Source organism: Thermococcus pacificus, from assembly GCF_002214485.1.
GTDB lineage: Archaea > Methanobacteriota_B > Thermococci > Thermococcales > Thermococcaceae > Thermococcus > Thermococcus pacificus.
Genome location: NZ_CP015102.1, coordinates 306572 through 331514, shown reverse-complemented (window position 1 = coordinate 331514; position 24943 = coordinate 306572). Strand labels below are relative to the sequence as shown.

The following is a 24943-nucleotide window of genomic DNA, read 5'->3' as shown; positions in this document are numbered from 1 at the left end:
CTTTCAATTTTGTCCACCTTTGCCCACTTGGGTAACCTTTTTAATCTCTCCACTCGCAGTGGGGACGATGATAGCGTTAGGCATCGAGGGAACCGCCCACACCCTCGGCATAGGCATCGTTACCGAAAAGAAAGTCCTTGCCAACGTATTTGACACTCTCACCACCGAGAAGGGCGGAATCCACCCGAAGGAGGCCGCAGAACATCACGCGCGCCTTCTCAAACCCCTCCTCAGGAAGGCGCTTGAGACAGCTGGGATAACGATGGAAGACGTTGACGTTATAGCGTTCTCCCAGGGGCCCGGTCTTGGCCCTGCACTTCGGGTTGTCGCTACGGCGGCAAGGGCGCTGGCAATAAAATACAACAGGCCGATAGTTGGAGTAAACCACTGCATCGCCCACGTTGAGATAACGAAGATGTTCGGCGTCAAAGACCCGGTTGGTCTCTACGTGAGCGGCGGAAACACGCAGGTTCTCGCTTTGGAGGGTGGCCGCTACCGAGTCTTCGGCGAGACGCTCGACATAGGCATAGGCAACGCGATCGACACCTTTGCCCGGGAACTGGGAATAGGCTTTCCAGGGGGCCCGAAGATTGAAAAGCTGGCCCTCAAGGGCAAGCGCTACATTGAGCTCCCTTACGCCGTAAAGGGAATGGATCTGAGCTTCTCCGGCGTCCTAACTGAGGCTGTCAGGAAGTACAGAACCGGAAAGTACCGCGTTGAGGATCTGGCCTATTCTTTCCAGGAAACTACCTTCTCTGCCCTCGTTGAGGTTACCGAGAGGGCTGTAGCGCACACCGGCAAGGAAGAGGTCGTCCTCGTGGGTGGTGTTGCAGCTAACAACCGGCTCAGGGAGATGCTCAGGATCATGACTGAGGATCGTGGAATCAAGTTTTTCGTCCCGCCCTACGACCTCTGCAGGGACAACGGGGCCATGATAGCCTACACCGGCCTGAGGATGTACCGCGGTGGCGTAAGATTTAACATAAAAGATACCGTAGTGAAGCAGAAGTTCCGCACCGATGAGGTGGAAGTTGTATGGAACTAACGGTTCCGTGGTACATCTTAGTGTACGACGTCGTCCTTCTGGTTGGGATGGGCTACATATGGTGGTTCTTCCTCAAGAGGTGGAACCGTTATGTAGCCGAGCTAAGGCCGTTTATCCGTAGCGCGGCGGTTTTCATAGGGTTTGCCTTCGTCGGAAGGCTTCTTGATCTCATAACGGACTTTTACCCCCTTCCGTACCAGGACGCGGCTTTTGCAGTGCTTTATGGTGTCTCAATCCTCGGTGTGATATACGCAATGATAAACTACGTGCTCCTCCTGGAGAGGTCGTACATCCCTCCTAAAACCGTGGAGTTCAAGCCCAACCCCTCGGGGCTCATGGGGGCATACGTACTCCTGGGAGGCCGGGAAAAACTCGTGGAGATTGTCAAAATAATCAGGGAGCATGGGATGCCCGCGTTGATATTCACACGCTCACCGCATTTCTACGCGGGATTGGGCGAGCTCGTTACCACCGTCTGGGTTACTCAGGCCACCGACGCTGGAGTGCCCCCAACGAAGCTTCACGTGATACAAGAGACTGCAATACAGTTTGCGAAGGAGGTTAAGGGCTCCGTCATCGTGATAGACTGCGTTGAATACCTGCTTCTCTACAACGACTTCAAAACGGTCTTCAAGTTCCTCACGAACCTCAGGGACCACATCGTCCTTAAGTATGGCTCCGGTCTCATCTTATTCATTGACAATGCTGTTCTAAGCGAAAGGGAGAAAGCCCTTCTCCTCAAGGAGTTTGAGCCCATCTAAAACCTGTTTTTTAGTCTCAGGGTATACTTGGGATACACATCGTTAGTGAAGCGTACGAACCGGGCCTTCCGGGGGGAGAGTTTCACGGTTATTTCGGTGTCGGGGCTGAGGTAGGTGTAGAACTGACCGTCCACCGCTAGTATTATCTCCCTGGTGAGGGAGAGATTCCTTATGTCTATCGTGCTGAATGCGGGGACTATTATGGGCCTTGAGCTGAGGGCTATCGGGGCGAGGGGGGCTATAACAACCGCCTCCAGCCTCGGGTCAACGAAGGGGCCGCCGGCACTCATGGCGTAGCCCGTCGAGCCTGTCGGGGTCGAGACTATCAGGCCGTCCGACCTTATCTCATCGGCCAGACCGCCGTCCACGTAGTACTTTAGGTGTATTATCTTTCCAGGAACGCCCGTGAGAACAGCAACCTCGTTGAGCGCATCCGGAACCCTGTTCTCGCCCTTGAGGTACGTTCGGAGCTTTATCCTCTCGTCTATGTAGTACTCGCCCTCGATGAGCTTGCTGATGGCAAAAAACGCCTCGTGCGGCTCCACCTCCGTGAGGAAACCGAGCGTGCCCATGTTTATTCCCAGGATGGGTATCTCCTTCTTTGTCCTGTGCTCCACTCGAAGTATCGTACCGTCGCCGCCGATGACTATTATGAAGTCCACGTCGAAGTCCTCAAGGGGGAGGACGTCGCCCTCCCTGAAGTGGGGAAAGTGCTGATGAGTCTCCTCGTCAACTATAACCTCATATCCGCTTACCTTGAGGAAATCGTAAACGCGGTAGGCCAGCTTAAGTGCCGCCTCTTTGTCCCTCCTGGCCACGACCCCGAACCTCATGGTGCACACCGCTAACCTTTCTCTTGGGCCTCTTCGTTTATATCGTTGTCGCTGGCCCTCTTCTCCTCGATCTTGATGCCGAAGTGTGTCAGGATGCCAGCGCCTATGAAAGTAGGCGCCCAGTAAGAGATGAGCCTCTCCAGGATCGTCGCGGTGACCGCTATCTCCTTGTTTATCCCAAGGAGGACGTAGACTCCGGAGTTTATGGCCTCAATGAGGCCGGCCCCGCCCGGAACCACTGCGAACATGCCGACGACGATGCCTATCATCTGAACGACCATGACGTCGACGAGCTTTATCGGGCTGTTTATGCTGATGAAGATGAAGTAAGACCTCAGGAGTATCAGCGTCCACGAAACAAAGGACCAGAAGAGCGAGAGGACGAAGGCCCTCTTGTGCCTCATGAGGACTTTGAAGTTCTCCTGGAACTGTGGGACGCTCACCTCGACGGCGTGAACGAACTTCTCCTCGTACTTGATGGCCTTTCCGGGCATCAGCCTCTTGAACCGGCGGTAGAACCAGTAGAGTATTCCCTTTGTTTTTCTTTCGCTCAGCAGGATTCCAACTGTGGCAAGGGTTACGAAGGCGAAGAAGACGTCGAGGAGGAAGATGGTGAGCGTGAGCGTGAATGAGCCCAGGCGGTACACGTGAACCGTGGCAATGAGGAGCATGAACACCACCGGGATGACGTCCATTATCCTGTCCATCATGACGGTGGCGAAGACGTGGCCGTAGGGTTCCCCCGTCCTCTTTGAGATGTAATACATCCTAACGGGCTCTCCACCGCCCCTCGCTCCGGGCGTGACGTTGTTTACGAAAACACCGGCGAACAGGGCCCCTACGATGGTTTTGAACCCGACACCTATGTCGAGACTCTTGAGGAGGACACGCCAGCGGAGGGCCCAGGCCAGGAGGGACCCTATGTAGGCCAGAACTGCCAGGGCAAAGTAGTCGGGTCTGGCCGTTCTGAGTATCTCCAGGACGTCCTCTAGGCCGGCCCACCATAGGAGCAGGAATATTATGAGCAGACCAACGCCCAGGAGCGAGTACTTCCTGTGGTTCATCCCTTCACCTTCCTGAGCCTCGCTATGAAGAAGCCCTGCGTGAGGTGCCTGTTTGGATAAAACCTCTGCACACCGTCGAGGTCTATCCCGTGCGACCCTATGAATACGCTCTGCTCCTCGAGCTTTAAGCCTTTTTCGAGCATGTACCTTACGTTGGCCTCGTTCTCTTCAAGCGAGAGCGTGCAGGTTGAGTAAACGAGAACGCCGTCCTTCCTGAGGGACTTTATGGCGGCGTTTATGAAGTGCCTCTGGTAGCGCGCCGTCGCCTCGATGTCCTTTGGAGTTCTGCTCTCCCAGAGTTTCGGCCGTATTCCCAGTGCGGTGCAGGGTGCATCGAGTAGTATCTTGTCCGCCTCGATTCCGAGCTCAGGTAGCTTCCTGGAGTCCATGTGGAGCAGCTTAACGTTCTTAACGCCCAGCCTGTTCAGCTCTTCCTCGGTCTTCTTCAGCCTGTTCCTCGATTTGTCAATTGCTATTATCTCGCCCCTGTTCTGCATGAGCTGAGATATGTGGCTCGTCTTTCCGCCCGGTGCCGCCGCCATGTCAATTATAAGCTCCTCCTCGCTTGGCTCTAAAACGTGGGCAACCACCATCGAGGGCAGACTCTGGGCGTAGAAGAGGCCCTCCCTAAAGCTCTCCAGCTCGCTGAGACTGGGCAGCCTGAACTTGGGGAGCGTAACCTCGACAGCTAAGCCCCTCGTTGACAGTATCATCTCCTTGGCGCTCATCCTGGCTATTCCAACGCCGACGAGGAGGCCCCTTGGATCCCTTATCTCCACCTCATCGCCGGGCTTAATCTTCTTGTCCGCCTGAAGAACACCCGGTGCGTAGAGCATCGCGCCCTGGTAGACGCTTTCACTCGCGAACTTGTTGGCCCTCACCACCGGGAGGCCAGGCTCGTAATCATCGGGAAAGTTCGGGCCTTCCCTCTCGAAGTATATCCCCTCCTTGAGGTAGGGGCTCCTCTTCGGCTTCAGGCCCTCCTTTTTCAGAATGCTCATCAGCTTCGAGCGGCTCGTCTTGAGCGTGTTGACGCGGATGTAGTACTTCTCCACCGGCGTCCTGAGAGAGGCCATTATCTCCTCCGCTTCGCTCCCGAAGAGTCTTCGGTAGTACTCCCTCAGCTCCGGCGGAAAAGCGTCCTCGTAGCTCACGCGGGAACACCTCAGAGGTCGAAGATTTCAAAGCGTTTTCCAAGCTCTATGAGCCTCTTTACCCCCTGCTTCAGGGCCTTTGCGGAGTCAAAGTTGGCCTCGAACTGGAAGACCTTCTCGTCGCTCTTGGAGATCTTCTCGAGTATCTCGCTTGGCGAGACCTTCCCGTCGCGCCTCCAGTTGTAGACGTCGTTCAGAAAGTCCTCAGCGCCGTAGATGAAGCTCCTGGGGAAGATTTCGATGAACAGCCCGACGAAGTTCTCGCTCACCTTCTCCTTCGGGACGGCAACGACGAAGTAGTAGCTCTCCGGTGTGGCGCCGACTTCAATCTGGGGCTTTATCTCGAACGCTGGATGGGGGTACTTCATGAGCCTCCACTCGCCGTCCAGGAAGACGTAAGCTCCGAAGACCTCCTCAACGTCCTCCACCTTGAATCCCTCAACAGGGAGCTCGGCCTTGAGTTCCTCGTTGAGCGTGAATATGCCCTCCCACATCTCGTTCAGAAAGTCGTGCACCTCTCTCACGTTCATGGTTCTCACCTGAAGATGGAAAAGAGGGGGTCCTTAAAAATCTTCATCCGAAAGCTTCGTTCAGCATGCTGTTGAGCTCGCCCATTATGTCGGTCTCCACGCTCTCCTCGTAGCTGGCGAGCTTTATCCTGTAGCTCTGTTTCATGAAGGTCATGTCAAGGAATACGTCCGCCTTCACCTTGCTGACCTCTCCGTTCCTGATGTGGGTCGCCCAGACTTTCGGCAGCGAGTCCTCTTCGATGTAGGTTTTAACGTCCACTGTGGCGTAGCCCTTCGCAGGTATCACAACGCCCTTGGTGGTCTTTCCGTGGCCTACCTTGATGTCGTTGGCTTGGATCTCGAAGCTGATGTTGCCTACTGGAATTGCGAACCCGTTGGGGTTGTATAACTTTATGTGGGCGGTCAGGACTGCGTTTCCTCCCTCTTCTCCGACCCAGTCGAAGGTTGTCCCAACCAGTGCAGGGGTCTTTACAAGCCCGCCGGCGACGTCCTTGCTCTCCGCGCTGAGGTTGAGGTAGCCGAGGATGTTCTCACTTATCTCCTGGTGGATATCGGTGTTTATCGGGATCACGCCGAGCAGTTTGCCCCTGAGTGCCACGTTAACCGTGCCCCTCTGCCCGCTCTCGAAATACTTCACCAGGGCGCGCACGAGGTTTTTGTTGTCTACCGCCAGGGCGAGCCTCGCGTTCCTCCCCGTCGGGCTGTAGTCGAACCTCTCCGCCTCTGCTATGGGCACCCCCATGAACTCTATCGTGAGGTTGCTTATCGATGCAGGGACAAGGAGGGGCTTGCTCAGCTCTGCGTCCAGCCATATCTCTGTGGTCTTCTCATCGACGTAGCCCCACTGGGCACTCAGCTGGGGGTGGAGCGTGTAGGCGGCGTAGACGGCGTAGCCTGCCCATAGGATAATGGCGATGGCAAGTCCAAGGATTGCGGCTTTCAGGTTCATTTTCTCACCTTATCTTTTCTTCATTCGGAGCGTTTAAATCTCTCTTGCTCTCTTCCCTTTGAAGTATGTGTAGAGCACGAGAGCATAGAGTTCGCCATCAAACGCAACGAGATCGCCGAGAGGATAGTCCGGTTCATACTGGAACACATGGACGGGGGGTACTGGAGAGGCTAGTGGACTGCCTGAAGGGTGGAGAGCGGTAGCTTTAAAACGGCTAGTTAATACTCGTCAAGGGTGGAATAATGGGATTGCTCTCATCCCTCCTCTGGGCGTTTTGGTACATCCTTCCGGCGTACTTCGCCAACGCCTCTCCGGTTCTGGTCGGTGGAGGCAGGCCCATCGATGGCGGTAGAACCTGGCGGGACGGGAGGAGGCTTTTCGGGGACGGAAAAACGTGGCGCGGCTTCATAGGCGGTGTTTCTATAGGCACTCTCGTGGGGATTGTCCAGTACCACATAACCCCTAGCTTCTACGGCGACCTTAGGACTGCCGTCCTGCTAGCTTTTCTCCTCTCCTTCGGTGCCCTCCTCGGAGATCTCATCGGGAGCTTCTTCAAGAGGCGCGCGAACCTGCCGAGGGGCGCCCCGGCCATAGGCCTCGACCAGCTCGGCTTCCTCATAACTGCCCTCGCCCTCGCGTATCCGGTCAAGACGCTCTCCAGCGGCCAAATAATCTTCCTCCTCGTGGTCTCGCCCTTCATCCACTGGGGGGCCAACTACTTCGCCTACAAGATGGGCTGGAAGAGCGTGCCCTGGTAGCAAAGCCGTCCAGCAACCCTTTTTAACCCTCCATCCAACTTTTCTCGGTGGTGGGAATGAAGGTTACCGTTCGCTATTTTGCAAGGTACCGCTCCCTCGTGGGGAAGGGCGAGGAGGAGCTGGAAGTCCCGGATGGTATAACAGTCGGCGAGCTGATAGAGATTTTGCGGGAGAAGCATCCGGTTCTCAGGAACGAGGTCTTTGCTGAGGACGATGATTTAGCCGACGTCAACGTCTCCAGAAACGGTCGCTACGTCCGCTTCGATGAGGTTCTCCACGACGGTGATGTCGTCGCCCTCTTCCCGCCGGTGAGTGGTGGTTGAAATGCTGAGCGAGAAGGAGCTTGAGCGCTACGACAGGCAGATCATGATACTCGGGAAAGAAGGGCAGGAGAAGCTGAAGAACTCGAAGGTGGCAGTCGTTGGAGTCGGCGGCCTCGGAAGTCCGGTTGCCTACTACTTGGCCGCGGCTGGGATAGGTACCATACTCCTCATAGACGAGCAAACACCGGAGCTCAGCAACCTCAACAGGCAGATACTCCACTGGGAGGAGGATCTGGAAAAGAACCCCAAGCCCCTCTCCGCTAAGTGGAAGCTGGAGCGCTTCAACTCCGAGGTAAGGATAGAGACCTTCGTGGGGCGCCTTGACGAGTCGAACATCGATGACGTCCTCGCGGGCGTGGATATCATAGTAGACTGCCTCGACAACTTCGAGACGAGGTTTCTGCTCGACGATTACTCCCAGAGGAAGCGCGTTCCCCTCGTTCACGGGGCCGTCGAGGGAACCTTTGGCCAAGTGACGACGGTAGTGCCGGGAATAACGAAGAGCCTCAGGGAAATCTTCCCGAATATAAAAGAAAAGAGCGGAAAATTCCCGATTCTGGGGGCGACGGCGGGAGTTATAGGCTCGATTCAGACAATGGAGGTCATAAAGCTCCTCACCGGCATAGGCGAGCCCCTTCTCAACAAGCTGCTCCTAGTTGACCTTGCATTCAACACCTTCGACGTTGTTGATCTCAGGTAGACGGGGCCTTCACGGCCTTCTTTTCGTTTATCGAGGTTATCTTGAAGGTCTCGTCCCAGGTTCCGTTCTGAGTGATCTTCATCTCGCCCAGAGTCGGATCATTTACGTCGGTCTCTGAGCTGACACTGAAGCTCAGCCTCCCGCCGACGAGCTGGCCGTCCCTGAAGTAGAGCTCCAGCCTGCCGTCCTCAACGTTCACCACCGTCTCCGAGGAGGTGGCGAAGTAGACCGTTGCGAAGGGCCTCAGCCTGTAGTCGGGGATGTGGTAGACGAGCTTCAATGTCCCGTTGTTCTCGACCGAGCTCGGCTTCTCCCCCAGGTACTCCTTCGCCAGGCCGACGATGCTGTACCTCCAGACTATCTCGCTCGCCCCTGTATCCTCAGCCTTCACCCAGCCCACTATGCTCTGGATGTATGTGATGTTGTCCACCACTATCCTGGACATGTTGGTTTTAGCCCCGTCCGGCAGGCTCACCGTCGTGGAGTTTATCCACGCGCTCCAGGATTCGTAGTCCATGTATCCGTTCTCGAGGACGTTGAGGGTCACGTTGTCCGTCTCGGAGGTGTTGCCCTGCTCTATCGTCACGAGCATCCTCAGCGTGGCGTTGCTGGTGTACGTGAACTGTCTTATCGAGTTCACAGTCTTCAGCAGCTCATCGAGGTCCGGCCCCTTTGGGGTCTGGGTCGTGGTGGTCGTTTCTACCTTTTTCGTTATACTCTGAGTTGCACTGCTCGTGGTGCCGCTCGGCGTCGTTTCGCCGCTGTTTCTGCCTAGACAGCCTGCCACGAGGCCAATGAGAAGAATCGCGATGAACAGTACCGCGTACCTTTTCATCCTTTCACCTGGATAGCATGCTCCCCGAATCACTTAAACCTTTCCACCGCTCAATTTTTAACTCCCGGCGCGTAGTTTTCTCGGGGATCGCCATGAAAGTCAGGCTCACGAAGGAACCCTTCGACCTCAATGAAGCCCTGGGCCACCTCCTGGTTCCGGAAGCTGGGGCTTACGTCTTCTTCCTCGGAAAGGTGAGGAACGAGAACCACGGGAGACGGGTTGAGAAGCTCATCTACGAGGCCTACCCTGAGATGGCCGAGGCTGAGATGGAGCGCATACGAAAGGAGGCCCTTGAGAAGTTCCCGATCCTGGACATGCTCATCTGGCACCGTTACGGGGAGCTCAGGGTTGGCCAGGACACGATACTGATCATAGCCAGCGGAAAGCACAGGAGAGAGGCCTTTGAGGCCTGTTCATGGGCCATCGATGAAGTGAAGAAGCGCGTCCCGATCTGGAAGAAGGAGGTAACTGATGAGGGAACCTTCTGGATCGAGGGGGACAGGGTTGTGCCTGAGGGATGAGGGGATTTTTCATTTTTTGCAAACTTTCTAAAGTGGTATGCAAAATCGGAATAGAAAAAGTATATATACGTTTCTGCCCATTTTCCTACGGTGGTGCTTCAATGGAGAAGGTGGCTTATGATACCGCTCAGGCGTTTGGCATTGCCCTCTCTCCAAACGTGGTCTCGGTCGCCAAGCCTCCCTGGAGCGACAGGCCCCATAGCGGCAGGCTTGAGAGGCTCATCCTCCAGCTCGGCTCTGGGAAGGGCAGGTTCTCCGAAGTTACTGGAATCCCTCGTTCCATCGGATGCATCGGCAACAACTCCTTCATACTCCGAAGGGAGCCCCTGAGCGTCGAGCGCGTGAGGGAGCTGATAAAGGAGTTCAAGCTTGCGGGCGGAAGGGAGCTCTGGCTCACCAACTACGACAGCCATGATTACCTCTTGTCCATAGCTGCCTACGCCGCGGAGATAGAGGTTCCTGAGGTCTACGCGGTGGTTCTCCTCGATGACGTCGATGAAATACGGCCAATTGATGGAGTTCGCTTCATAGCGGAGCTTGAGTACTCTCCAGAGAACGTCCAGAGGCTTGAGGCTCGGGACTGGCTCCACGGGGCTCTGGTGATGGTAAAGGGTTCGGATCTGGATGGGCTAAGGGGTCTCAAGACCACCTTTCCAGGGGAGATATACCTCGACGTCCTCTACCCCGGCTCGGCCAGAAAGTTGGACTTCAATGTAATAGAGATGAGGCGCATCCTCAACCCGACTACCGAGCGGTACCACGACTGCCTTGCTGGGACGCTCGCGATAACTGCCGACGGCTACGCCCTGCCATGTCCGCTTCTCCGCAACAACATCGTTGCCGACGCAAAGGAGACCAGTATAAAGGGAATCCTCAGGAAGAAGCGCCTCAAGGAGTTCTGGAGGATGACGAAGGATAGGATAGGAACTTGCAGCAACTGCCCCTTCAGGTATATATGCCACGACTGCAGGGCCCTTGAATACCAGGCGACTGGGGAAATCGACGGCCTCGAATACTGCCCGGTATTCCTTTAGAACTCCAGAATGGAGCGGTAGCCGTTTCCATCCTCTTTAACCATCCTCTGGTACCTGTCCTTTAAATTCCTGTCGTTCATCTCCTTGAAAACCGGGTCGAAGTACTCTATGAGAAGCTTCTCCACGTAGTTGCTGAACTCCAGAACCTTGCTCCCGAGGTCTTCCTTCGACGAGAAGAACCACTCGAGAATGTAGCCGTACCCCGGGAGGACACCGACCGTTATCTCGTACTCCTTGAACCTCTCTAGAACCTCGTCGTCCAGGTGCTTCGTTAATCCTATGACGCCCCTGTTGTGGATGTTCATGTCCACTAAGGGGGCGAACTTCACAATGATGCCCTCCTCCTGCAGGCGCTTTATCATGTACCTCACGGTTGGTCTGCTTTTTCCCAGCCGCCGCGATATCTCGGTTATAGGTGTCCTTGCGTCCCATTTCAGAATGTCGAGGAGAACCGCGTAGTCGTAGCTTAAATACCAGTCACCGAAGTCCTCGTCGCCACTATAGGGGTATGCCCTGACTTCGTAGTACTCATAGTCGTCCGAATATTTTGAGAGCATCTTGCCCACGAGCTTCTTCTGTTTGTCTGGGACATAGATTGTAAGGGAGAGTCCGTTCTTAAAGCCGAAGGCTGGATTTGCATAGCCTATGAAGGGATTCCGGGTAACTCTGCTCGCGACCTCCATTAGCCTGTCGGGGGAAACGCTTAGAAACGCAACGAAGCTTCGGAGGCCTATCCTCCGGATGTTTGCTGAGGCGCTCACGGTGAGGTACTTCCCGTAGTATTTGTCATGTAGCCTTTTGAGCCTGTAGTATTCTATCCCCTCGCTCTCGGCTATCCTCCTTAGGCTCTCTAGAGGGTGCCGGTCCAGAATCTCAACAAGAAGTTCCAGCTCCTCCATGACTGGTTCGGGCATTTTACCTCACCATTTTACCGGACGGGAAAAAGTTATATCGGTTGGGATATTAAATCCTTCCGGTGGTGACCATGGTGAAGATAGAGGTCATTGACATTGAAAAGCCAGAGGGCGTCGAGGTGATAATCGGGCAGGGCAACTTCTCAATATTCACCGTCGACGACCTGGCGAAGACTCTCCTCACAACAGTTCCGGGCATAAAGTTCGGCGTGGCCATGAACGAGGCCAAACCCCAGCTCACGCGCTTCACCGGAAACGACGAGGAGCTTGAGCAGCTCGCGGCAAAGAACGCACTGAAGATTGGCGCGGGCCACGTCTTCGTCATCCTCATGAAGAACGCCTTCCCGATAAACGTTCTCAACGCGGTGAAGAATCACCCGGCAGTGGCAATGGTCTACGGGGCCAGCGAGAATCCCTTCCAGGTGATAGTTGCGGAGACGGAACTCGGAAGGAGCGTCCTCGGCGTGGTGGATGGCAAGGCCGCCAACAGGATTGAGGACGAGGAACTCAAGAGGGAACGCAGAGAGCTCGTCGAGAAGATAGGCTATAAGTTCGACTGAACGACAACCTTTTTACTTCTTCCCGCTCTTTTCTTCCGGTGGTTCCATGAGGATAGCTTTCATCACGTCTAACCCTGGAAAGGTTGAGGAAGCTAAGAAGTACTTTGAACCCCTTGGCGTTGAGGTTTATCAGCTTCACTTCCCCTATCCCGAGATACAGGCCGATACACTCGAGGAAGTGGCCGAGTACGGCGCTAAGTGGCTCGCCAAGAGGATAGACGGCCCTTTCTTCCTCGACGACTCAGGACTTTTCATAAATGCCCTCAACGGCTTTCCGGGCGTTTATTCCGCCTACGTGTACAAAACGCTCGGCATAGACGGAATCCTGAAGCTCATGGAGGGCGTCGAGGACAGGAGTGCCTACTTCAAGAGCGTCGTAGCTTACTGGGACGGTGAGGTGCACCTCTTCACCGGCAGGGTTGATGGGGAAATAACCCGAGGGAAGCGCGGAAGTAAGGGGTTCGGCTTTGACCCGGTTTTCAAACCGTCGGGATTCGAGAGGACTTTCGCCGAAATGACAACCAAGGAGAAGAACAGAATATCACACCGGGGAAGGGCTTTAAAAGCCTTTGCAGAGTGGCTAAAGGAAAACCTTAAATAAGCCCAACGTTCCAAATCCATCAGTTGTCATTGAACAGGTGACGAAGGGGGTAGCCATGGTAAACGCTCTTGATGCTGCTGATATGCGCCTGTTGAAGGAGCTTAAGGAGAACTCGAGGGAGAACATAGCCAGCCTGAGCAAGAAGCTCGGCATACCCCGGACCACCGTCCACTACCGCATCAAGAAGCTCGTAGAGGATGGTGTAATAGAGAAGTTCACGGTCAAACCCAACTACAAGAAGCTAAACCTCGGCACAACCGCCTTTATTTTGGCGCGCTACGACCCGGATTCGGGCCTCAACCAGAGGGAAGTGGCTGAGAGGATAGCGGCCCTTGAGGGTGTCTACGAGGTGCACATAATAGCCGGCGAGTGGGATTTATTGATAAAGGTCCGCGCCCCCAGCTCTGAAGAGGTCGGCCGGATAGTGGTTGACAGGCTGAGGGAGATAAGGGGCGTCGGCCAGACGGTGACGATGGTGTCCTTCGTCACCGTGAAGGAGGAGCTGTGAAGCCTGGGGCGATGATCGGCGTTCTCCTTTCTGATACGTGATGAAGCGAGGTTTGGTGAGCCCTACATAACGCAGCACTCGTAGATTACCTCAACGTCCCTTACTGTTTTTGCCCATTCGATTATCTTCCTCGGCGGGTTTGTCAGCCTGTCTACCCCAGCCAAAACCGCCCCCCTGTCGAAGTCCAACCTCCATTTTCCGAGCGGCCGCATGCAGCCTATGCTTATCTCACCATCAAAGCGCTCCCTGGCGTATTTCACGACCTTCAGGCTCTCCTCGACGCTCGGTTTTGGAACGTTCTCCATCTCCGTTCCCTTCGTCGGGATGAGCACATCTAGAACGAGAACGTCTATAGGATAGTTCATCAGCAGGTCTATGGTCTTGTATTCCCAGTGGATTTTTCCAAAGTCCAGGCCAATGGTTATGTGCGGCGCAACTCTTATTCCGTTCTCCGTGAGGATGTCGAGGATTCTAAGGTAGTCTTTCACAGTCTTGTCTATTTTGTAGACCCGCTTTATCACATCGTCATCGCCGACGAAGTCAAGGGAAACCACATCCACCCAGCGGAGCCACTCCAAATCGTTCTCGTCTATAAAGCCGACGTGGGCGTTGAGCTTGAGGTTGGTTCTCCTCTTTATCTCCCTGATTTCGTCGGCATAGAAATCCAGCGGGACCTTCATCCTTCCGTCCATCCCGCCGCTCAGCAAACAGCCGGCGTAACCCTTTCTGGAAAGGTCGAGGCAGTAACTCAAAAGCTCTCCCCGCTCCGGCTTCCTCATGCCCTCAAGGTAGTGCTTCCCGCAGTGGGCGCAGTTTAAAGCGCAGGCATTTCCGGTAACGGAAACGGAGGGAAATTTGATGCCTGGGATGTAGATTTTGAGCTTTTTTCGTTCCGTCATCTGGAACACCGATCGAGTTCTTCTTTTGGCATCTGGAGAAAAGTTGGGAAAAATATAACGGTTTTGGAACAAAAATGGGAAGGGAAAGTCACTTCTTCCCTGCTTCCCCGCGGTTCTTGAACAGCGGCCACCAGGCTTTCTCGCCAAAGAGGCTCATGAAGGCAGGGCCAATGAAGTAGACCGCCATAGTCGCCGTCAGGAGTATTCCTGCCGCCAATGCGAAGCCCATCTCCCTCGTTCCCCACGTGCTGCTGAGCATCAGTGCACCGTAGGTGCTCGCTAGAACCACTGCGAGGCCTATGACGAGCTTGTCCATCGTTCCGGCGGCAACTATCAGCGCCTCGTCTGGCTTCCTGCGCTCGAACTCGTCCCTTGCCTTGACGAGGTAGAAGCTGTTGTAGTCGATGCCGACTCCCATGAGCACGACGAAGACCATCAGCGGCAGGAACCACATGACTTCCTGCCCAAAGACCCTCTCGAAGAGCCACGTTGAGACCCAGATGCTCGTCATGACGCCGAGGAATATCGTGATCATCGTGGAGGCCACTGCCGGCAGTCCCTTGAGGGTCGGTATCAGGGATAGGAACATGAGCACTAAGGCCACTGGGATTATTCTGTGCCAGAAGATGTCGTTTATCCTGTCCGTTAGGTCCATTGAGAGCGCTGCGCCTCCTCCAACAAGGCCGGCCTTGATCCTCGGGTTCTTCTCGGCAACTTCCCTAACGTAAGCCCTTAGTGCCTTCACGAGGTTCTTGGCCTCCTCGTCGGTTGGCCTGTAACTGCTCTCGACCTGTATCATGACCTTGTCGCCCCTTGAGGAGATGAACCTGTCGCCGCCGAGGGCCTTCACTGCCGAGAGGGTTAAATTGCTGACAGGCTCTCCGTAGGGTCTCGTCGGTGAATAGACAGCCTTAACACCCTCCATCGTGGATATGTGGGCGGTTATTTCGTCTATGAGCTTGAGGTCGTCGTCGCTAACGTTGCCGCTGAACTCGATTATCACGTAGTTGGGGGACATCAGCGACGCGCCGAGCTTTTCCTGGCTGAGCGTCATGAACTTGAGGGTCTCACTGTCCTCAGGCAGGAAGAGGCTCATGTCGTGGGTTCCCTTGAAGGTCACGAAGGTGTAGGTTGCTGGTGCCGCTATGAGGAGTGCTATTATGAGAACCACCTTGGCGTGCTTGACTACCCACTCGGCAATCTTGCTCCTCTCGTGGACGTCCAAGGCGCTGGCGTGCTTGATGTGCCTCGGCCACCAGAACCAGCTCTTGTCGCCGATGAGGGCGGTTATTGCCGGGATGAACGTTAAGCTCGCGATGAGGACTGAAACGACCGCGAGCGGGGCTATTATGCCCATCTGCTGGAATATCGGGAACTCCCAGGCGAGGACGAAGGAGGCGAAGGCTATGATGTCGGTGAAGGCGCTCGCCAAAACTGCGTCCTTGGCCCTCTTCAGCGCTTCTGCCACTGCCTTCTCGTGCTCGTAGCCCTCGGCAATGTACTCCCTGAAGCGGTGGACGTAGTAGGTCGAGTAGTCGATACCGAGACCGAGGGCGGTAGTTATCGTCAGCATCTGCGCCCAGCTACCGACGTCGATTATTCCTCCCTTCGCGAGCAGATAGGCTATTCCCAGGGCGGTTAAAGCAGAGGTCGCAACTCCCGTAAACGGCAGGAAGGTCGCGAGGAGGGCCATTCCCATGAGTATGAAGAGAACCACGAGCGCCATTATCATGCTCGCCCTGGTGGTGACGCTGTTGTCCCTCTGGCCGTACTCTGTCATCTCGTGCGCCTGAACCGGCGTTCCTCCGAGGGCGCCATCAACCTCCGGAAAGTACTTTCCAAACTCCTCGAGGGCTATCTCCTTCACGCGCTTCGCGTTTTCTGCCCTGTACTTGTAGATATCTTCACTCGGCCCAGGCCTTCCGCGCGGGACGAAGGTTATGAGCATCGTAGTGTTGTCGTCGCTCTTGAGCATGCTCAAGTAAGTTCCCGCCTTCTCTAGCACCGTTGGGAACAGCGCCTCAGCTAACGGCTTGACGTCGTCCATCGTCATTGCATCCGGCCTGTCCTTGAACTCGAAGGCTATATCCACGAGCTTCGAGGTGTCAAAGGTTATTTCGATGCCGTAGGGGTTGTTCTTTGCGTAGGACTCTACGAAGGACCTCACCGTCCCCTTGACGAGCTTTGCTATCTCCTCCTCGCCCATGGGGTAGTTCTTCACTATCGTCTCGGTCAGGTTGAGGAAAACTCCCCTGAACTCCTCGGGGACGCTCACGTTGGCATTCTCCATCTGCTCCCTGGCCCCTTCGAGGAAGAGGTTTTCGGCCAGCTCCCTTGGGTCTGCTCCCTCGTAGAGTCCCTTCACAATCTCCGAAACGTCGAACTCTGCATTTCCGCCCATGCCGGAGCTAAGCGCGGAAACGACCTTTACGGTTGCTTCTTCAAGCCTCTCACCGCTTATTATTCCCTGGGGGTCTTCGGCGGCGGTTTTGACGATTACATCCGCTATAGCCTCGGCGTTTGGAACGCCAGCCCTGGACAGCTGCTCAGCTGTTCCGGCCTTGAGCATTTCAAGGGCGACCTTATCAAGAACCTCCGGGCTTCCGTTGCTCTCGTATAGCTCCTTCAGTAGGTTCTCGTCAACGCTCAGACCCATCTGGGTCGTTATGCCCTTGAGGACAGAGATTGTGGCCTCCTCAAGAACACTTGGGTCTTTTGAGAGAACTCTGGTGGCGTTCTCGTCGTAAGTCAGAACCGCATCGACGATGACTGGGGCGAACTGGGAAGCCTCGGCTGGAAGGTTCTCCGCCATGCCCGAGAGGAGAATGCTCCTCTCAAGCTCCTTCGTCGGCCCGGTCTTTAAAAGCTCTTTCAGAACTTCTTTTGCGTTTGGAAGCCCTGAGAGTGGGTTGTTTGGAACGTTGCCCATGAACGAGAGCGCGACTTCGACGGTGGCGTTCTCAACGGCCTCGGCACTTGGGTTTGGTCCGAGTGAAATCGCCGTCTCGACTATTCCGGAGAAGGTCTTTGCGTCGATGGTTCCAAAGCCCTCAACCTCAACCGTCTGGTTGCTCTGGGCTATCACCTCAGGAAGGCTCTGAAGGGCTGACGTGGCTATCCCCGAGACTGCCTGGGCTAGCTCCTCCGGGCCCATGCTCTGGAGGGCATACTCGCTTCCGACTTTTTCGTCGAAGGCCCTAACTCCGAAGTAGAAAGCTCTTCCATAGGCCTCGACAAGGGGAACCTGCTCCGCCGGTGAGCCGGCTTTGACGATGCCCTCCGTAACGTTGGCGAGGAACGTGTCGGTGATTGCGCCACTCCCCGCGCTGGCATAGACTGGGTAAACCGAGTTGAAGACCGCGTAGACGAACTCCGGCGTTGTTCCGGTTTGGCTGGCTATGGCCTGCGCCTCGGCCTGGGTTAGGCTTCCCCTCTCATAGGCTCCGCTCGCTAGAACCGCCCTGTGAACGGCTATCACTCCCATGTAGGTCTTTCCATAGGTTGCATTCAGCGTGTAAAGTCCCTGGTTTAGCTCCGCCAGCGTGGAGTTGAGCGACTTGAGCATTCCGGCTGTTGAAGTGAGGTTTCTGTGGAGGGCGACGTAAGCTAAGTCGGTCTGATTGAGCGCGTTCCTGAGGAGAACCGTCTGGTTGTAAAGGCCAGTAACGTTCTGCTTCAGAGCTAAATAACCCTGCGCGGCACCGACGAGGCCGTTTTTGACCATCTCGGTGGTGTTACCGAGCTGGTAAACCGCGGCGAGAAGCTGGCCAAAGCCCTCGTTCGTCTGAATCGCGGTTGTGTAGAGAAGCCCCGTGACGTTCGCTGTCATCTTAGTTATGTTAAGCGTGAGGTCGTAGGTCATGTCCCAGAGCCCGTCGAGGGCATCGTAGTAAGAGGTCACGTTGTCGGCGTATTTGCCTTCAACACGCTCCTTGAAAGAATAGTAAGCTTCTCTCGCCCTCTCGTCGTTGACGCTTACGTTCGTGATGAGCAGGTACGTCAGGTTCTCATTCTGTGCCCCTGAGAACTCTTCGGAGATTATGTCCTGGACCTTTATGGACTCTATGTTGTGGGACACCATCTGCTCCTCGCTGTAGTTGGTGACCTCGCTCAGCTTTGCCGCGAGGGGAGACATTAGGATTATCACGACTATCCAAGCGAGAAGCACGAGCTTCGCGTGCTTGGCTATCCACTCGTTCCAGGCCATCGCGACACCCCCAAAGGTTTTTAAGTCGTTGTCATGAATATGTTGATTGTAAATCTATCTAATTAAAATATGTTTAATTCAGACATATATGGGTCGGGCTGAACTTATAAGCCTTTCGCTTGGTGGTGAGAGCATGCAGGATTCAAACGTGGTGAGAAACCTCTACACAGTGCCTATGAAAAACATGATACTCCTCATCATCGGCTTAAAAGGAGAGGCCCACGGTTACGAGATTCTGAAGGAGATAGAGAAAATGACCTTCGGCAACTGGAAGCCAAGCCATGGCAATCTCTACACCATGCTCAACAAGCTGGCGGAGGAAGGGCTGATAGAGCCGAGGGAAGAATACAGGGGAAAGAGAAGAATCGTTAAGTACGCGCTCACCGAGAATGGGTGGCTCTATCTTAGGGAGGCAAACGAGCTCGCCCTGAAGTCCCTGTATCTGGCCGTTCAGTACCACGAGAGGCTTCGCGAGAAGCTCAGGGAGCTGGGCTACGGGAAGGAGATAGCCGCCACGGCCATAGACAGCTACATAGAACTGTTGGATGGCATCATCGACATCCTGGAGGAGAAAAAAAGGGAGCTTAAAGAGCTGAAGAGGGAAAAAGAGCTCAGAGGAACGGGTTCCTGAACTTCCTGCCCGGATAGAGGGCTATTCCCTCAAGCTCCTCTTCTATCCTTATCAGCTGGTTGTACTTGGCGTTCCTGTCGCTCCTGGCTGGGGCACCGGTCTTTATCTGGCCGGCGTTGAGGGCGACCGCGAGGTCGGCTATTGTGGCATCTTCAGTCTCACCGCTCCTGTGGGAGACGACGACGCCGTAACCTGCCCTGAAGGCGGTGTAAGCGGCATCGATGGCCTCGCTCAGCGTTCCTATCTGGTTGACCTTGAGGAGGAGCGCGTTGGCGGCGCCAAGCTCGATTCCCTTCCTTATCCTCTTCGGGTTGGTGACGAAGAGGTCGTCGCCGACGATCTGTATCTTGCTTCCGAGTTCCTTCGTTATCATGGCGAAGCCTTCCCAGTCCTCCTCGTGGAACGGGTCCTCAATTGAGACTATCGGGTAGGTGCCGACTAGCTCCCTGTAGAGCTCCAAAAGCTCGCCCTTGTCGTACTCCTTTCCAGCGACGACGTACTTGCCCTTGTCCGGGTGGAAGAACTCGCTCGATGCCGCGTCGAGGGCGAAGGCTATCTCGTCGCCGGGCTTGTAGCCGGCTTCTTCAATGGCCTTGATGAGGACGTCGAGCGGCTCGGTTACCTCCTTCATCGGCGGGGCGAAGCCGCCCTCGTCACCGACGTTTATGGCGTTCTTACCGTAGCGCTCGGCGATGACCTTCTTGAGGACGTGGTAGGTCTCACTAACCCACCTTATTGCCTCCCTGAATGAGTCGGCACCGACGGGCATGATCATGAACTCCTGGAAGTCCAGCTCGTTGCCCGCGTGAACGCCGCCGTTGATGACGTTGCTCATTGGGACGGGCATGACGTAGGCGTTGGTTCCGCCGATGTACTGGTAGAGCGGAAGGCCCAGAGCGTTGGCGGCCGCCTTTGCAACGGCTAGGGAAACGCCGAGGATTGCGTTGGCGCCGAGGTTGCTCTTGTTCTCGGTTCCATCAAGCTCGAGCATGAGGTTGTCTATGTCCCTCTGCCAGGTGACGTCCATTCCGATGATCTCGGGTGCGATTATCTTGTTGACGTTTTCCACAGCCCTCCTAACGCCCTTTCCGTGGTAGCGGGTTCCGCCGTCGCGGAGCTCAAGGGCTTCATGGGTTCCGGTGCTTGCTCCACTCGGAACGGCGGCTCTACCCATGCTTATCGGCGTGTAGACCTCGACCTCAACGGTTGGGTTTCCCCTGCTGTCGAGTATCTCCCTCGCAACGACTCCTGTAATCTCAAACGGGTTCTCCATGTCAATCACCTCGGGTGATATTCTCGGTGAACATATAAAGGTTTTAGCTTCAACCCGGGCCGAAGTTATGGATAGGCGTATATATTCTGACGCCCTACTTTCCCTGGTGAGAGAATGAAGAGGCTCGCGGCCCTCATAGTGTTCTTGGTGTTCACCCTAACACCTTTTGCTGAGGCCTGCATGAGTCCTGCCGATGCCTACGCGGTGGAAGTTGTTCTCAACAAACCGGGGGTAGTTTACAGGCCGTACCCCGCTTTCAATGCCCTCCACAACGCGGTAATCGAGAACGGGACCTTCGTATTCCGCTCCCACTACGACCGGAGGCTATACGTTGTCCTTTGGAATGCGAGCGATGGGCCTCACATTAGGATTCAAATCCCGGTTAAGTGGGAGTCCGAGACAGCTTTAAGTGCCCATCTGAACGTTTCCCTCTTCCTGCTAAACGAGGGGATTGAGAAACTGAAGAGAACGGGCTGGAAAGTAAGGGACAACACAACCTTTGAAAAAGGCGGGATCAGAATAACACTCAGCCCGGTCAAAGGGAGTGAGTGCACCTCCGACGCGGACTGCGCCACGGGAGGGTGCTCCGGTGAGATGTGCGCGCCCAGAGAGAAGGCCTCAGGTATAATGACGCCCTGTGTTTATCGTCCGTGGTACACGTGCCTGGCCATGACAAGCTGTGGCTGCGTTAATGGAGTATGCACGTGGAAGCCAAATCCTGCCTTTGAATCCTGTCTCAAGGAGCACGGCGTTGATCCTTCCAGCGTCATAAAAGCAGGTCGCTTTGAACTGAGTGTTGAGGGAGCGAACGTGAGCGACGAGGAGGTAAAGGCGTCCGTCGAGGAGTTTCTCGGAGCTTTTGGTGTTTCCTGCAGTAATTCATTTAACCTGACCAAAACTTCGGTAACTAAGCCAGTCCCCGTCGTTGAACCCTCGAAGGTTAACGCTTCTGAAGCCATGAAAACGGAGCTTGAATGGCTGATTAGTGTTGGCGCCCTCAAAATCGACGAGGAGGATATAGAGGAGATAGCGAGGGTGTCCGAGTGGGGGAACGCTGGATGGAACTCCCACGTAGGATGGTACGAGACGAAGAACGGCACTTACAGCTGGATACCCTACGATAAGAGCCTGAACCCGAAGCTCGTCAAGTGCTTCACCAACGTTATACCCGAGTACAAGCTCCCGAACGGGACGGCTTACGTTGGCCCTACCATGACCAAACCCTCCCCTTCAAGTTCCAGCGCTACCAGCGGGGATTCGTCGGGTGAGAGTATATGCGGTCCGGCTTTAATCGTCGGCCTATCCCTGGTGGCCCTCCTGTGGAGGAGATGAACTTTTAAACCCACCTTCCGATTTTCACCGATGACCATGACTGCCAAGGACTGGAAGAGGCGGCTCCGCGAGGAGGGTTACATCGAGTTAGACGGCCTCAGGATTGAGCTGAGCCTTGACAACACCTTTCTTGACCTAGACTACATCCCGAGGGTTCTCGTTTATTCCGAGGAAACTGGCAGGTGGCACGTGCTCAGAAACCATATTCCCAAGGGAAAAACCCTCGAAGAAAGCTGGGACAACGCGGTTAAGGTTCTTGAGGAGATAGCCGAGGGGAGGGTTAGGCCGGATCTTGGCGAGCCCCGCGTTGAGGAACGCTTGGTATCTGTATTGAGAGAGCTGGAGGGTTCCCTTTGAGAAATTCTGTTCTTTGTATCTTCGTTTTTCATGGAGGAAGGGGAAAACGCTAAATAGTTCTTCCGAGCTATCGATGTTAGGTGGTCATTGATGAACGCTCGGGAGATTGCGCGCTACATTGATCATACAAACTTGAAGCCCTACGCCACTGAAGAGGACATAAAGAAGCTCTGCGACGAAGCCATACAGTACGGCTTCTATGCCGTTTGCGTGAACCCCTACCGCGTCAAGCTCGCCAAGGATTACCTGAGGGAAAAGAACGCCGACGTCAAGGTCGCGAGCGTTATTGGTTTTCCGCTCGGGGCAACTCCAACCGAAGTTAAGGTCTTCGAGGCTAAGAGGGCCATTGAAGACGGTGCCGACGAGCTCGACATGGTCATCAACATCGGCGCGCTGAAGGATAAAGACTACGACTACGTCAGGAACGACATAGCCGAGGTCGTCAGGGTCGCCCACGAAAAGGGCGCCAAGGTCAAGGTCATTATCGAGACCTGCTACCTCACCGAGGAGGAGAAGGTGAAGGCCTGCGAGCTGGCGAAGGAGGCCGGAGCGGACTTCGTTAAGACCTCGACCGGCTTTGGAACGGGCGGTGCAACGGTTGAGGACGTCAGATTGATGAGGAAGACCGTTGGCCCGGAGATGGGGGTTAAGGCATCTGGCGGAATAAGGACTTACGAGCAGGCTCTTGCCATGATAGAGGCTGGAGCAACGAGGATTGGTACCTCAAGCGGGGTAAAGATTGTGGAGGGTGCATCGAAATGAAGGAGCTCAAAGACCTCCTCCACAAGGCTGTTAATGAGCTCAAGAGTGAGGGACTTGAGCCGGATATAATCCTCGTGGGGCCTCAGTTCATAGAGCACGCGGCCGAGGTGCTCCGCGGGTGTGGGTTCAAGATTTATAAGATAGAGGAGCTTGGCTACGACGCTGTTGTGGCGGACTCAAAGTACCTTGGCCAGATGAAGCGCGCCTCGAGGAGGATATCCATCGAGCCCCTGCTCGCTGAAAACGAGATGTGGGAAGAATTAAAGAAGCTGGAGGTTTAGACGAAGTCCTCCACCTCAGGATACCTCTTCTTTATTGCCTTTGCCAGTCCGGTTCCAACGATGACTCCGGTAACTGCCTGGAGGGTGTTCACGGGTATCTCCGTCGCAGCTGCCGGAACACCGTACATGTATGCCTCGAAGGAGAAGTAGCCGAGGACCATTATCATTCCACCGACAACGCCTGCTACTATGAGGTTGCCAACGTTGTCGCTCTTTCTGGCCAGATAGCCGATGACGAGGCCCTCAAGCCCCTTGACAACGAGGGTTATCGGTGCCCAGCCTGGGTAGCCTGCTATTATGTCCCCAAGGGCGGAACCGACCCCGCCTGCGAAGACTCCGACGACGGGCCCAAAGACCATCGCCGAGAACATAACCATAGTGTCACCGAAGTTGAGGTAGCCGCCCGTCGCCGGCGTGGATATGGTTATGAACGCTGTTGTGACGCCAACAACGGCCGCCATGACCGCGGATATTGCAAGCACACTTGCGCTCTTGAACTTCTTCCTGTTGAGGTAGAGGTAGAGCACGTAGAGCAGCGTGACCCCGGCAAGGACGTAGGGTCCGTAAGGTTTGAGTATCTCTGTCAGCTCGCTCATGCCCATCACCGACGCTATTTCAAGTTACGGCTTTAAAAAGATGTCTCAGCAGAAGGGTGGTAGGGGTTACAATGGAGGGATTTCGAAGATGAAAGAGAAAAAGATCACTGGAGAGCAGCCTTGAGACTCTCCTCGAAGATCTCCATGGCGACGTCGATCTCCTCCTTCTGGATGGTCAGCGGTGGGATGAACCTTATGCTGTTGTCGCCGCAGCCGAGGAGGATGAGTCCGCGCTTTACCGCTTCCTTGACGATCCTGTCCCTCAACTCGGGGTTCTTCTCCTTGGTGTCCTTGCTCTTGACGATCTCGACTGCCTGGGCCAGTCCGAGACCGCGAGCGTCACCGATGACCTCGTACTTCTCCTCGAACTCCTTGAGGTACTTGTGGAGGTAGTCTCCAACTTCCTGGACGTGCGGGAGGAGCTCCTTGACGATCTCGACGACTTCAAGTCCGGCGGCTATGGCAACAGGGTTGCCGCCGAAGGTCGAGGCGTGCCTGCCCGGCTTGTCGAAAGCTATGTCGGCTCTGTGGACGACACCCGCCAGCGGAATTCCGCCGCCTATGGCCTTACCGAACTGGATGGTGTCTGGGGCAACGCCGAAGTGCTCGATGGCCCAGAACTTGCCCGTCCTACCGACGCCCATCTGGACCTCGTCGTCTGCCAGGAGGATTCCGTAGCTGTCGGCGAGCTTCTTGAGCTCCTTGAAGAAGTTCTTCGGCGGGACGACGTAGCCGCCTTCACCCTGTATCGGCTCGAAGACTATCGCGCCGACCTCGTGCGGCGGGACGTGCCTGAAAACGTACTCCTCTATGAACTCGATAACCCGGTTAACGAGCTCGTCCGGCTCGGCGTAACCGTCGATATGCCAGGGGTTCCTGTAGGGGTTCGGGTAGGGGATGTGTTCAACGCCGGGCATCGTCGGGAAGAACCTGTCCTGCTGGACCCACTTGCTGGCGGTGAGGCTGAGAACCGCCTGCGTCCTTCCGTGGAAGGCGTGGTAGAAGGCTATGAACCTCTTCCTGCCTGTTCCGTACTTGACGAGCTTCATCATGGCCTCGTTGGCCTCGGCACCGCTGTTCTGGTAGACGACCTTCTTCGGGAAGTCGCCGGGGGCGAGCTCGGCGAGCTTCTGGGCGAGTATGACCGCGTTCTCATAGAAGAAGTCGTTGAGCGCGAAGTGGGTGAACTTCTCTGCCTGCCTCTTGACGGCCTCGACGACGCGCGGGTGGGCGTGGCCCACGTTGAGGACACCGACTCCGCTTCCGAAGTCGTAGAAGGTGTTTCCGTCGACGTCGTAGACGAGGATTCCGTCACCGTGGTCGATGACTATCGGGAGGGTCTCGGGGTCCTGGGTCGTGTATGCGAGAAACTCAAAGTTCCTCTTTATGACCTCCTTGGCCTTCGGCCCAGGGAGTTCCTTAACGTTCGGCCTAACCACCATGTGCATCACCAGTGGGGGATGGGGATTCTCCTATATAAGCCTGTGTTCATCGATGCACATCTTTGACCGAAGA

27 protein-coding genes are annotated in these 24943 nt (G+C 55.4%); 15 read left to right on the top strand and 12 right to left on the bottom strand.

The features are described from left to right. Positions 1-67 precede the first annotated feature (67 nt). Positions 68-1045 carry a bifunctional N(6)-L-threonylcarbamoyladenine synthase/serine/threonine protein kinase gene (locus A3L08_RS01985; RefSeq protein ID WP_088853446.1) on the top strand — a complete coding sequence of 326 codons (978 nt, stop codon included), beginning with the start codon at positions 68-70 and terminating at the stop codon, positions 1043-1045. Next, positions 1036-1806: a DUF835 domain-containing protein gene (locus A3L08_RS01980; RefSeq protein ID WP_088853445.1), complete on the top strand. Its 771-nt coding sequence runs from the start codon at positions 1036-1038 to the stop codon at positions 1804-1806. The genes A3L08_RS01985 and A3L08_RS01980 overlap by 10 nt, the downstream gene beginning before the upstream one ends. Here A3L08_RS01980 and A3L08_RS01975 read toward each other — a convergent pair. From A3L08_RS01975 to A3L08_RS01955, 5 genes are read right to left on the bottom strand one after another with little or no spacing between them, the layout of a single operon-like run. Continuing rightward, positions 1803-2639 carry an NAD(+) kinase gene (locus A3L08_RS01975; protein WP_088853444.1) on the bottom strand — a complete coding sequence of 279 codons (837 nt, stop codon included), beginning with the start codon at positions 2637-2639 and terminating at the stop codon, positions 1803-1805. The two genes, A3L08_RS01980 and A3L08_RS01975, sit on opposite strands and share 4 nt — an antisense overlap. 11 nt (positions 2640-2650) lie before the next feature. Next, positions 2651-3703, bottom strand: a complete 1053-nt coding sequence (locus tag A3L08_RS01970; RefSeq protein ID WP_088853443.1) for a lysylphosphatidylglycerol synthase transmembrane domain-containing protein — start codon at positions 3701-3703, stop codon at positions 2651-2653. Beyond that, the gene (locus tag A3L08_RS01965) at positions 3700-4857 is read right to left on the bottom strand and encodes an RsmB/NOP family class I SAM-dependent RNA methyltransferase (RefSeq protein ID WP_088853442.1); all 1158 of its coding nucleotides are present in this window, start codon (positions 4855-4857) and stop codon (positions 3700-3702) included. The genes A3L08_RS01970 and A3L08_RS01965 overlap by 4 nt, the downstream gene beginning before the upstream one ends. A gap of 11 nt (positions 4858-4868) precedes the next feature. Beyond that, entirely contained in the window at positions 4869-5387 is a 519-nt protein-coding gene (locus A3L08_RS01960; protein ID WP_088853441.1) for a DUF3201 domain-containing protein, read from the bottom strand. Between the two features lie 43 nt (positions 5388-5430). Continuing rightward, the gene (locus A3L08_RS01955) at positions 5431-6336 is read right to left on the bottom strand and encodes an LEA type 2 family protein (protein WP_088853440.1); all 906 of its coding nucleotides are present in this window, start codon (positions 6334-6336) and stop codon (positions 5431-5433) included. A 242-nt stretch (positions 6337-6578) separates the two neighbouring features. Between A3L08_RS01955 and A3L08_RS01950 the strand changes: the two genes are divergently transcribed. Genes A3L08_RS01950 through A3L08_RS01940 form a run of 3 tightly spaced genes read left to right on the top strand, consistent with a single transcriptional unit; the run spans position 6579 to position 8117 of the window. After that, positions 6579-7094, top strand: coding sequence for a CDP-2,3-bis-(O-geranylgeranyl)-sn-glycerol synthase (locus A3L08_RS01950; protein WP_088853439.1), 516 nt, complete (start codon positions 6579-6581; stop codon positions 7092-7094). A 56-nt stretch (positions 7095-7150) separates the two neighbouring features. Next, positions 7151-7417 carry a ubiquitin-like small modifier protein 1 gene (locus A3L08_RS01945; protein WP_088853438.1) on the top strand — a complete coding sequence of 89 codons (267 nt, stop codon included), beginning with the start codon at positions 7151-7153 and terminating at the stop codon, positions 7415-7417. 1 nt (position 7418) lies between these two features. Then, on the top strand, positions 7419-8117 hold the full coding sequence (locus A3L08_RS01940) for a ThiF family adenylyltransferase (protein ID WP_088853437.1): 699 nt from the start codon (positions 7419-7421) through the stop codon (positions 8115-8117). Here A3L08_RS01940 and A3L08_RS01935 read toward each other — a convergent pair. Next, a complete protein-coding gene (locus A3L08_RS01935; protein ID WP_088853436.1) occupies positions 8110-8952 on the bottom strand; it encodes a hypothetical protein in 843 nt (280 codons plus the stop codon). The two genes, A3L08_RS01940 and A3L08_RS01935, sit on opposite strands and share 8 nt — an antisense overlap. Before the next feature lie 92 nt (positions 8953-9044). Here A3L08_RS01935 and A3L08_RS01930 point away from each other — a divergent pair, with 92 nt between their 5' ends. Continuing rightward, positions 9045-9473 (top strand): molybdenum cofactor biosynthesis protein MoaE, encoded by a 429-nt coding sequence (locus A3L08_RS01930; protein ID WP_088853435.1) that lies wholly within the window; start codon positions 9045-9047, stop codon positions 9471-9473. Positions 9474-9574: 101 nt separating this feature from the next. Further along, positions 9575-10507 carry an SPASM domain-containing protein gene (locus A3L08_RS01925; RefSeq protein WP_088853434.1) on the top strand — a complete coding sequence of 311 codons (933 nt, stop codon included), beginning with the start codon at positions 9575-9577 and terminating at the stop codon, positions 10505-10507. Here the strand turns inward: A3L08_RS01925 and A3L08_RS01920 are convergent. After that, positions 10504-11421, bottom strand: coding sequence for an Lrp/AsnC family transcriptional regulator (locus tag A3L08_RS01920; protein WP_088853433.1), 918 nt, complete (start codon positions 11419-11421; stop codon positions 10504-10506). The two genes, A3L08_RS01925 and A3L08_RS01920, sit on opposite strands and share 4 nt — an antisense overlap. Before the next feature lie 71 nt (positions 11422-11492). On the opposite strand from A3L08_RS01920, the gene A3L08_RS01915 reads away from it, so the two are divergent. From A3L08_RS01915 to A3L08_RS01905, 3 genes are read left to right on the top strand one after another with little or no spacing between them, the layout of a single operon-like run. Further along, a complete protein-coding gene (locus tag A3L08_RS01915; protein WP_088853432.1) occupies positions 11493-11981 on the top strand; it encodes an adenosine-specific kinase in 489 nt (162 codons plus the stop codon). A gap of 46 nt (positions 11982-12027) precedes the next feature. After that, positions 12028-12582, top strand: coding sequence for an XTP/dITP diphosphatase (locus A3L08_RS01910; protein ID WP_088853431.1), 555 nt, complete (start codon positions 12028-12030; stop codon positions 12580-12582). 55 nt (positions 12583-12637) lie between these two features. Then, positions 12638-13090, top strand: a complete 453-nt coding sequence (locus tag A3L08_RS01905; RefSeq protein WP_088853430.1) for an Lrp/AsnC family transcriptional regulator — start codon at positions 12638-12640, stop codon at positions 13088-13090. A 62-nt stretch (positions 13091-13152) separates the two neighbouring features. Here A3L08_RS01905 and A3L08_RS01900 read toward each other — a convergent pair whose 3' ends face one another. Together A3L08_RS01900 and A3L08_RS01895 are read right to left on the bottom strand one after the other, a co-directional pair. Beyond that, positions 13153-13989 (bottom strand): radical SAM protein, encoded by an 837-nt coding sequence (locus A3L08_RS01900; RefSeq protein WP_088853429.1) that lies wholly within the window; start codon positions 13987-13989, stop codon positions 13153-13155. Positions 13990-14077: 88 nt separating this feature from the next. Then, positions 14078-18196 carry an MMPL family transporter gene (locus A3L08_RS01895; RefSeq protein WP_088853428.1) on the bottom strand — a complete coding sequence of 1373 codons (4119 nt, stop codon included), beginning with the start codon at positions 18194-18196 and terminating at the stop codon, positions 14078-14080. 133 nt (positions 18197-18329) lie between these two features. Between A3L08_RS01895 and A3L08_RS01890 the strand changes: the two genes are divergently transcribed. Then, positions 18330-18827 (top strand): PadR family transcriptional regulator, encoded by a 498-nt coding sequence (locus A3L08_RS01890; RefSeq protein ID WP_088853427.1) that lies wholly within the window; start codon positions 18330-18332, stop codon positions 18825-18827. Here A3L08_RS01890 and eno read toward each other — a convergent pair. Continuing rightward, positions 18808-20100 carry a phosphopyruvate hydratase gene (eno, locus tag A3L08_RS01885; RefSeq protein ID WP_088853426.1) on the bottom strand — a complete coding sequence of 431 codons (1293 nt, stop codon included), beginning with the start codon at positions 20098-20100 and terminating at the stop codon, positions 18808-18810. The genes A3L08_RS01890 and eno overlap by 20 nt on opposite strands. Positions 20101-20214: 114 nt before the next feature. Here eno and A3L08_RS01880 point away from each other — a divergent pair, with 114 nt between their 5' ends. The 4 genes from A3L08_RS01880 to A3L08_RS01865 all read left to right on the top strand — a co-directional run bounded on the left by A3L08_RS01880 (position 20215) and on the right by A3L08_RS01865 (position 22832). Further along, positions 20215-21432: a CGP-CTERM-anchored Cys-rich protein gene (locus A3L08_RS01880; protein WP_088853425.1), complete on the top strand. Its 1218-nt coding sequence runs from the start codon at positions 20215-20217 to the stop codon at positions 21430-21432. A 30-nt stretch (positions 21433-21462) separates the two neighbouring features. Further along, positions 21463-21789 (top strand): hypothetical protein, encoded by a 327-nt coding sequence (locus A3L08_RS01875; RefSeq protein ID WP_232461743.1) that lies wholly within the window; start codon positions 21463-21465, stop codon positions 21787-21789. Positions 21790-21879: 90 nt separating this feature from the next. Further along, positions 21880-22551 carry a deoxyribose-phosphate aldolase gene (gene deoC, locus A3L08_RS01870; protein WP_088853424.1) on the top strand — a complete coding sequence of 224 codons (672 nt, stop codon included), beginning with the start codon at positions 21880-21882 and terminating at the stop codon, positions 22549-22551. Beyond that, positions 22548-22832 carry a family 4B encapsulin nanocompartment shell protein gene (locus A3L08_RS01865; RefSeq protein WP_088853423.1) on the top strand — a complete coding sequence of 95 codons (285 nt, stop codon included), beginning with the start codon at positions 22548-22550 and terminating at the stop codon, positions 22830-22832. The genes deoC and A3L08_RS01865 overlap by 4 nt, the downstream gene beginning before the upstream one ends. Here the strand turns inward: A3L08_RS01865 and A3L08_RS01860 are convergent. Then, on the bottom strand, positions 22829-23434 hold the full coding sequence (locus A3L08_RS01860) for an ECF transporter S component (RefSeq protein ID WP_335755221.1): 606 nt from the start codon (positions 23432-23434) through the stop codon (positions 22829-22831). The genes A3L08_RS01865 and A3L08_RS01860 overlap by 4 nt on opposite strands. Positions 23435-23532: 98 nt before the next feature. Next, positions 23533-24870, bottom strand: a complete 1338-nt coding sequence (locus tag A3L08_RS01855; protein WP_088853421.1) for an ornithine aminotransferase — start codon at positions 24868-24870, stop codon at positions 23533-23535. Between the last annotated feature and the right edge of the window lie 73 nt (positions 24871-24943).